Below are 7699 nucleotides of genomic sequence, written 5' to 3'. Positions count from 1 at the left end.
CGGGCCTTCTGCCAGTTGTTCGTAAAAGATAATCTTTATGCTTTTACTGCTTTTACTTTACTCAAGTCTCAACTTTCTAACCCAAATTAATAAGAAATGATTCCTTTCTCTAGTATAGGTGGCTTGACCAACAGGCACTCAACCCATCCACCTAAAAAACATGTTATTTGCTTCGAAATTTATAAAAACAACCGATATAAATATAGTAGACATTATAAAGGAGTGTCATCCATGAACAATTTAGCACTAACAGATAACCAGTTTATTCAAATAAAAAACATCTCGGATACTTTAATCGAAGCAACAGTTCATTTTGCAAAAAATATTAGTAAAAGAGAGTTTATCCAGAGTGTTCATATTTTCAGCTCAATAGTTGAAGGCTATGAAGCTATCAGTAAAATCGTCGCTGTTTACGATACCGATTTAAAAAGTGCAAAAGATTTTTTGAAAAAAATTGAGAATAATTTAGTATTAACTGCAACCCATCTTGAACAAAAAAATTATATTAAAGTAACCGAAATTGTTCAGTTCTCTTTATTACCTAATCTTGAAAGGTTAAATAAAGCTTTTACGAATGTCAGATCAATAAAAAACTCGACAATTACAATAGGTATTTACTTTGACAAACAAAACCCGATAGAAGTTTACCCTAAAGAGCGAATCGATGCTCTTTTAAAAGAAAGCAATTTACAACAAGCTAATCTAATATTTTTCTCATCGGAAGACGTAAACTTTGAAACTAAGAAAATTGATGCTAGTGTTTTTCAAGATGGGGAATGGAAAAAGGTATCTACTGATTTTCCAGATGTCATCAATAATATTGGGATTACTGCTAAACACCAGCAATCAATTACTGAAAGAAAGCTAAGAAGAATGATTCCATTTACTAGTTTTGGTGTTGGGAATAAATTTCATTTGCCTGCAATGATGGTAAAATACCGTCGTTTTGCTGAGTTACTAGTCCCATTCAAAGTAGTTACAGACGAGGATATCGTAAATGAATATCTGAGCAACGAGCAAATGGCTGTTCTTAAGCCCATATCGGGTGCACGCGGTGAAAGAATTTACTTTGTTAAGAAAAAAGGAAATCGTTTTACAGTATCAGAGCACCAGCAGGAAAGAATATTAAACCAAGATAAATTTAATGATTGGATCCAAACAACTTTATTAAAATTCAGCTATATGATCCAGCGTTATGTTGAATGTAAAACCAAAGACGGAGAACCATTCGATATCAGGGCTCATATGCAAAAGGATAAAAAAGGAAAATGGCAAATAACTAGAATATACCCTCGAATCGGCAGTAAGCATAGTATCTTAAGTAATATCAGTCGGGGAGGACGAACTGAAGAACTAAAAACTTTGCTCGTAAAAGAGTTTGGGGACGCAAAAGGTCGAAATTACGATAAAGAACTTCGTAAACTCTCACTCGAATTGACGGAATACCTAGATCGCATTCATAACTTTTCTTTAGATGAGCTTGGTTTAGACCTTGCAATTGATAAAACCGGCCGTTTTTGGCTCCATGAAGCGAATAACGGTCCACAATCTACTTATCATGAGGAAGCAAGAGCTGTAAATACCATAGGATATGCCATTTATATTGCAGAAAATAGAATTGTAAAACATAACCAATTCCAAAATAGCCCTAAACAATTTAATGTTAAAACAAGCAGTCTTCCTTTCGCAAAGGTTGATAGCCGTTATCGAATTGGAATGCTTAAAAGCAAAAATGAAGATGATAAATTAGCCGTTGCTTGTGCTTATGTGGCACATTATGAAAACGTACAATTTTATACTTTTACGCCAAACGATATTGATTACAATGAAATGTTAATAAAAGGGCAATTTTATGAAAATGGAAAATGGGTATCAAAGATTGTGGAATATCCTAATGTCATATATGACCGTTTCCGTCTCAAAGGTGTGAAAGGCTTTAATAGTGTATATGAAGAACTTGAAGGTATCCCTTTTACAAACGAGTTCTATGGAAATTCAATTAGTAAGTTGGAAGTATATGATAAATTGAAATCCACAGATGAATTAAATGATATAATAATTCCTTATAAAAAAGTTGAGAAGATCAGAGATATATTACAGTATATTGATGAATATGGGGCTGTGATACTTAAACCGGAGGTAGGCTCATTTGCAAAAGGGGTTCACTACATATCAAAACAACAAAATAATAAATACTTTGTTGTAGAAAAAGATAAAGAAACCGATCATAGTGAGATCTCACTTAGAAAATATTTAAATGAATTGTTAGATAGAGGACACTTTATTGTTCAACAATATATTAATACACGAACGATAGATGGACAACCTTTTGATATTCGTGTTCATATGATGAAGGACAGAAATGATGAATGGAGTTTTGCGAGTATATATCCCAGGATAGGGATACATTACGCCACTATCTCTAGCACGGGTACAGGTGGGTATATAGGAGGTTTAATAGGATTTTTAGAAAGAAACCTGCCCATGAAGCAATCCAATAAATTGGAGCAAACTATTAAAACAGTCGCAAAAAATGTAACCAATACATTTACATCTTTTTACGATGAGCGTTTTAATGAAATTGCATTAGATTTAGCACTAAACACAAATGCAGCCCCCTATTTGATTGAGGTCAACGTTAATAAACCAGGTATTATTAGTCACTTTGATATTGCTCAACTTGCAATACCTAATGCTATTTACTTAGCAGAAAAAACAACCAAATGAATCAATTGTTTTTGCCACCTTTTACAACGGGTGGCTTTTTTAAAAAAAGGCTAATAAATTATTATGGTTGAAAAGACCCTTATTTTATCGGAAGCTAGCGTTTGGCTAATGGGCACGTTGCACACTATTATAAGAGTGGGTACATTCTAGTGTCTTACATGTTTCGAAAGAAGCCATTGTAACAATAGGAACGCTCTAAAACACACGCTGGAACATAATGCCATTCGGTATTGTGATGACTTCCTCATCGGAATCCACTTCATAACTGTTTCAGAACCTAGCATTAATCGTGTTCATTTTTAGTATGTTACACAGGACCTATACCATTTTAGGTTCTTTTAAAAACCATTACATAGACAAGTACGAAACATAACATGTATTCCCGATAAGTAATCAGCAAGATTCCTTAAATCTCTCCCAAGCTCTTTTAAAGGCATATCTTTTGCGGTCTGGTGAATTTCAACTATTTCATTTATTTCATTAATAACAAGGAAAGCCGATGATGGCTTATTTTCATCGGGATGGAATTCCTCTAGAGGAATCCTTTTATTGTATTTTTTTTCTACTTCTTTATCATCAGATATTGTCGTGCTTAAATCAAAATATCTAAAAAATGTACTCCTATCATCATATTTCTTGATATGGTCTACTATTTTTTGATTCTCAGGATTTATAATTATGGACATTTCCTGTGAGGATTTTTCCCTTAAATCATCTTCATATTTCAATACTAACGCCTTAAAGTAATCATAAAGTGACGATATAAAATGACTATTAGTTATTTTCTTCCAACCTTTAATCCCATTGGAATCTGTGTACCCAATATAAGGTTCTCTTGAATCAAAAGGAATTGTACCATTTTTATAATTTAATTTCATTTTTTTATGAATAATGATAATTAACGACTTCAAATAAAGTTCAATTGAATGCCTGTATAAATACAGATTAGGTAATAATCCAGTTGTTTTTCTATTCGGATTACTATCCCACAAATAGTTTGCCGTGCTATGAAAATTGGATGCCAATAATCCAAACCCAAAATCCATGTGTGTTTCTGGATCAGTAAAAATATATTTCATAATTAGCCCCTATTCCGTTGTGTCTATTTAAAAAGACCCTAACCAAAAGGGTTAGAGTCTTTTTGTCATCCATTATTAACGAAGTAACTGAAGAACTCCCTGTGGCTGTTGGTTGGCTTGGGCGAGCATTGCTTGCGCTGCTTGAGATAGGATGTTGTTCTTTGTGAATTCCATCATTTCTTTCGCCATGTCAACGTCACGAATACGTGATTCAGCTGCTGTTAAGTTTTCTGAAGCATTGTTTAAGTTGTTAATCGTATGCTCTAAACGGTTTTGCATTGCTCCAAGATAAGAGCGGCCACTTGAAACATTAGCAATTTGCTTTTCAACTGCCTCGAGAGCGGATTGCGCAGACTCATAACTCTCTATTGATTCTGCTTGAACTTCTGATACTACTTGATCAAGCTTAACTCCCTCAGTTGCAAAGTCAACTGATATTAAGTCTCCCTTATTAGCACCAACTTGAAGGTTTACTTTTCCATCCCCAGCATCCCCTGCTGTACCATCAAACAAGTTTTGTTTATTGAATTGAGATTTGTCTTTAATTCTTTCAATCTCTTTTCCTAACTGTGCAAATTCATCGTTGAGAGCTTTTCTATCCACATCAACGTTAGTGTCATTTGATGCTTGGACAGCAAGTTCACGCATACGTTGTAAGATAGAGTGGACCTCTGTAAGTCCAGCTTCAGCTGTTTGAATCATCGAAATTCCGTCTTGGGCGTTTTTCGAACCAGCTTCCAAACCACGAATCTGGCCACGCATTTTTTCTGAGATTGCTAGTCCTGCCGCATCATCTCCTGCACGGTTAATGCGAAGTCCTGAAGAAAGCTTCTCCAAAGATTTTGATGCTGCACCATTGTTTACACTCAATTGACGATGAGCATTAAGTGCTGAAATGTTGTGATTGATAATCATAATCAATCAACCTCCCTGTTTTGTTTTTTACAGGCACATCCCTTTGCCTGTTTGATATATTACAACCTGGATAGGTTATAACCGATTTTTGCGCTGCTCCCCGTAAATCTCTTCACGATAGATCTGAATGTGTTTTGGAGCTTCGATTTTCAAGCGGAGCAGGCCGTCTTCCTTGATTACTTCAATTCGCATTTGGGTGTCATCCCGGCTGTTCTCCAAGATGATCGCTTCTCCCGCTTTTCTTCCTACTACCAATGCCATGGCTGATCATCCTCCCTGATGATTCACTATTTATATCGGCAGGGCCATGGAATGTTTAATGTTTTTGAAAAAATTTTTTCCTTCAAATTAAAAACGCTCCATCCCTCAAGGACGAGCGTTTCATTTTTATTATTTTACTGCCGATGAAACGAGTTTTTCAGTTCCCGAAAATTTCTTCTGAAAAGCCCGGTACGCCCTGCCGTTCCAATAGAAGAAATAGCTGATCATGCCTCCGCGCTTCATGATTTTTTTTGCCAGCGACCTGACGCTGGCCTGCTTGTTCACTTTGCGGTCGGAAAGATAAATTCCAAGCAAACCGCGGTTGATCAGCTTATGGAACTTCCGGTCCGGCAAATGTTTCGTGTGCCTATCGGCTTCCTCAATGAAATGGATAAAGCGGTTCAGCATTTCCTCTTCATTTTTATAATAAAAACAGAAGTTCAAGTCCCCGCCTTCCCTGTCCTCATCCTGATCAATGAAATAATCAAGCAAAATATGGAGCCCCTGTATATACGGAAAATACCCTTCACGGATCATTTCCGCATGCTTTTCTTCGAAATCATCCCTCAAAGCATAGGAAACGAGGCAAAAAATGCCGAGCGTCGATCCCGAGCAGGCAGAAAACTCGTGCCATCCCATCTTTGGAAGAACGCGCTCGTGTTCGGCAAACCACTGCTTGAGACGCTCTTCCCTTTCTTCCTTGCAAACATGTTTATGTATTTGCAAATCGCAATAATACCTGCAAAGTTCAAGCAAGTAAGGCTTAATGATTTCATAATGAGGCACCCTGTCAAGGACAGACTGGCACGTCTTCATCAAATCGGCCAAATATCCTCCGTCGTCTTTGTCCTCACGGAAGCGATAATAATCGCGCTCAGATGCCCCTGCCGTCAATGCATCCTCCATCGATTCATGCAGAGCCGCAAAATCCTTCGGATCCAGTGAAGTGCTCCTGTCGCACAGATTATCCAAATAATCGCTGATCGTCTGATAAGCCACGATGAATTTGACGGCGTCCTGTTTATGTTCCAAAGCGGCAAGAGCCAAGATTGCCCCGCCTTCACAGTGAAAAGTCTTATATTGTATACTTGCCTGAGCCTGCCGTCTCAGCTCCTCGTTTGGAATCGCGCCCGCCCGCTCTTTCCAGTAGGATAACTCCATATGAACTGCCGGCATGATTTCCCGGTAGACCTTATTCATGAGCGATATAGGATGGGTTGGCAGCATAAATGATATCACCTAACTTACTTTTTATTATTGAAGAAGCCGCAGCCGAAGTTCGGCAAAGCTTTTTGCATAGTCAAAAATCATTTCTTTTTCCGGTTCATTGAATATTTCATGATAACATTTCGGCCATTCCTTATAAAGCTTTTCGGATATGGAAAGCCTGTTAAACCAATTTTGTACATCGGTTTTATTCACAATTTTATCATCTCCGCCCTGCATAACCAAAAGAGGAACATCAGGAAAATTCGAAATGTTTGTGAAGGCTTCTTTCATCGCCTTTAAAAGCTCCCTGTACCAGCGGACAGATACCTTCGTTACAAACAGGCTGTCATTCAACGCGCGGTCTTTCGCATCGCGGTTGCGCGTGGCAAGGTCCACATCCAAATGACTGTCTATCTTCAGCTCGGGAGCAATCCAATTCAGGCCGACTGACAACGCGTTGATCGGCATAGGCGGATAGTTGGCTAACCCAAGGCACGGTGATGACAGGATCACCCCTGCTATATCCTGTTTTTCTTCCTGAAGCATCCTGATGACTGTCAAACCGCCCATGCTGTGTCCAAGAAGAAAAACCGGCAAGCGATATTTCAGCGCTTCCTGTAACCACTTCTTCACTTCCGTCACATACTCATCAAATGAATCAATATGCCCTCTGTGTGATCTTGTTGTCAGCCCCTGGCCCGGCAGATCCCCCATCACGACGTGAAAACCGCTTAGCACCCACATATTCCTAAGCCAGCTGTAACGCCTGTGATGCTCCATAGCCCCATGGACAATGATGATGACTCCCCTGGCTTCTCCTTCTGCTTCCCATTTCCGCATTTTCCAGACTCCTTTTTCCATTCATCTAATAGTATTCTACCCTTTTTCTCTCCAAGAATCTCTCTTATACATAGAGGCCTACGCAGTTTTTCGCTATGATAGGATTATAAAGTTAATGAAAGGATGTTTGTTATGGCTGTCTACCCATATAAAGGAAAGTTTCCCAAGATTCCTTCTTCGGTATTTATCGCCGATTATTCCACCATTACGGGGGATGTCGTCATCGGGGAGAATTCCAGCGTTTGGTTCAACTGTACGATCAGGGGTGACGTGGCTCCAACCATTATTGGAGAAAAGGTCAATATTCAGGACAATTCCGTTCTGCATCAAAGCCCGGGAAACCCTCTGATCATTGAAGATGAAGTCACAGTTGGACACCAGGTGATTTTACATAGCTGTGTCATACGGAAAAAAGCTTTGATCGGCATGGGGTCCATCATTTTGGACAAAGCGGAAATCGGGGAAGGAGCGTTCATCGGAGCCGGAAGTCTTGTGCCGCAGGGAAAGGTTATCCCTCCAAACACCGTCGCTTTCGGGCGTCCGGCCAAAGTGATCCGTGAAGTAAACGAAGAAGACCGTGCCGAAATGATCCGCATTTCAAGGGAATATGCCGAAAGAGGCCTCTATTATCAAGCTATGCAAAAAGATACATAAAGGTTCAAATACTT

At 38.7% G+C, this 7699-nt stretch carries 7 protein-coding genes; 2 read left to right on the top strand and 5 right to left on the bottom strand.

The window, feature by feature from the left end; all coding sequences use genetic code 11:
• Positions 1–231 precede the first annotated feature (231 nt).
• Positions 232–2727 (top strand): YheC/YheD family protein, encoded by a 2496-nt coding sequence (locus D4N35_RS15305; protein ID WP_164876403.1) that lies wholly within the window; start codon positions 232–234, stop codon positions 2725–2727.
• Between the two features lie 338 nt (positions 2728–3065).
• Here D4N35_RS15305 and D4N35_RS15300 read toward each other — a convergent pair whose 3' ends face one another.
• The 5 genes from D4N35_RS15300 to D4N35_RS15280 all read right to left on the bottom strand — a co-directional run bounded on the left by D4N35_RS15300 (position 3066) and on the right by D4N35_RS15280 (position 7031).
• Complete coding sequence (locus D4N35_RS15300; RefSeq protein WP_120075265.1) at positions 3066–3806, bottom strand: hypothetical protein; 741 nt, start codon at positions 3804–3806, stop codon at positions 3066–3068.
• A gap of 75 nt (positions 3807–3881) precedes the next feature.
• Positions 3882–4721: a flagellin N-terminal helical domain-containing protein gene (locus D4N35_RS15295; RefSeq protein ID WP_120075264.1), complete on the bottom strand. Its 840-nt coding sequence runs from the start codon at positions 4719–4721 to the stop codon at positions 3882–3884.
• Positions 4722–4796: 75 nt separating this feature from the next.
• Entirely contained in the window at positions 4797–4982 is a 186-nt protein-coding gene (locus D4N35_RS15290) for a carbon storage regulator (RefSeq protein WP_120075263.1), read from the bottom strand.
• Between the two features lie 129 nt (positions 4983–5111).
• On the bottom strand, positions 5112–6209 hold the full coding sequence (gene tbcS / locus D4N35_RS15285; protein WP_120075262.1) for a tetraprenyl-beta-curcumene synthase: 1098 nt from the start codon (positions 6207–6209) through the stop codon (positions 5112–5114).
• Positions 6210–6236: 27 nt separating this feature from the next.
• The gene (locus tag D4N35_RS15280) at positions 6237–7031 is read right to left on the bottom strand and encodes an alpha/beta hydrolase (protein ID WP_120075261.1); all 795 of its coding nucleotides are present in this window, start codon (positions 7029–7031) and stop codon (positions 6237–6239) included.
• 132 nt (positions 7032–7163) lie between these two features.
• Between D4N35_RS15280 and D4N35_RS15275 the strand changes: the two genes are divergently transcribed.
• On the top strand, positions 7164–7685 hold the full coding sequence (locus D4N35_RS15275) for a gamma carbonic anhydrase (RefSeq protein ID WP_120075260.1): 522 nt from the start codon (positions 7164–7166) through the stop codon (positions 7683–7685).
• Positions 7686–7699 lie beyond the last annotated feature (14 nt).

Origin of the sequence: Siminovitchia fortis (assembly GCF_003605365.2) — a bacterium.
Classification (GTDB): Bacteria; Bacillota; Bacilli; order Bacillales; family Bacillaceae_C; genus Siminovitchia; species Siminovitchia fortis.
The sequence above is the reverse complement of the archived record's forward strand: the minus strand, read 5'-3'. Positions and strand labels throughout refer to the sequence as shown.

What these genes read in the sequence shown, in the direction of transcription:
- D4N35_RS15290 (WP_120075263.1), bottom strand. Translation starts at nt 4,982, where the DNA reads ATGGCATTGGTAGTAGGAAGAAAAGCGGGAGAAGCGATCATCTTGGAG.
- D4N35_RS15275 (WP_120075260.1), top strand. Translation starts at nt 7,164, where the DNA reads ATGGCTGTCTACCCATATAAAGGAAAGTTTCCCAAGATTCCTTCTTCG.
- D4N35_RS15280 (WP_120075261.1), bottom strand. Translation starts at nt 7,031, where the DNA reads ATGCGGAAATGGGAAGCAGAAGGAGAAGCCAGGGGAGTCATCATCATT.
- D4N35_RS15295 (WP_120075264.1), bottom strand. Translation starts at nt 4,721, where the DNA reads ATGATTATCAATCACAACATTTCAGCACTTAATGCTCATCGTCAATTG.
- D4N35_RS15300 (WP_120075265.1), bottom strand. Translation starts at nt 3,806, where the DNA reads ATGAAATATATTTTTACTGATCCAGAAACACACATGGATTTTGGGTTT.
- D4N35_RS15305 (WP_164876403.1), top strand. Translation starts at nt 232, where the DNA reads ATGAACAATTTAGCACTAACAGATAACCAGTTTATTCAAATAAAAAAC.
- tbcS (WP_120075262.1), bottom strand. Translation starts at nt 6,209, where the DNA reads ATGCTGCCAACCCATCCTATATCGCTCATGAATAAGGTCTACCGGGAA.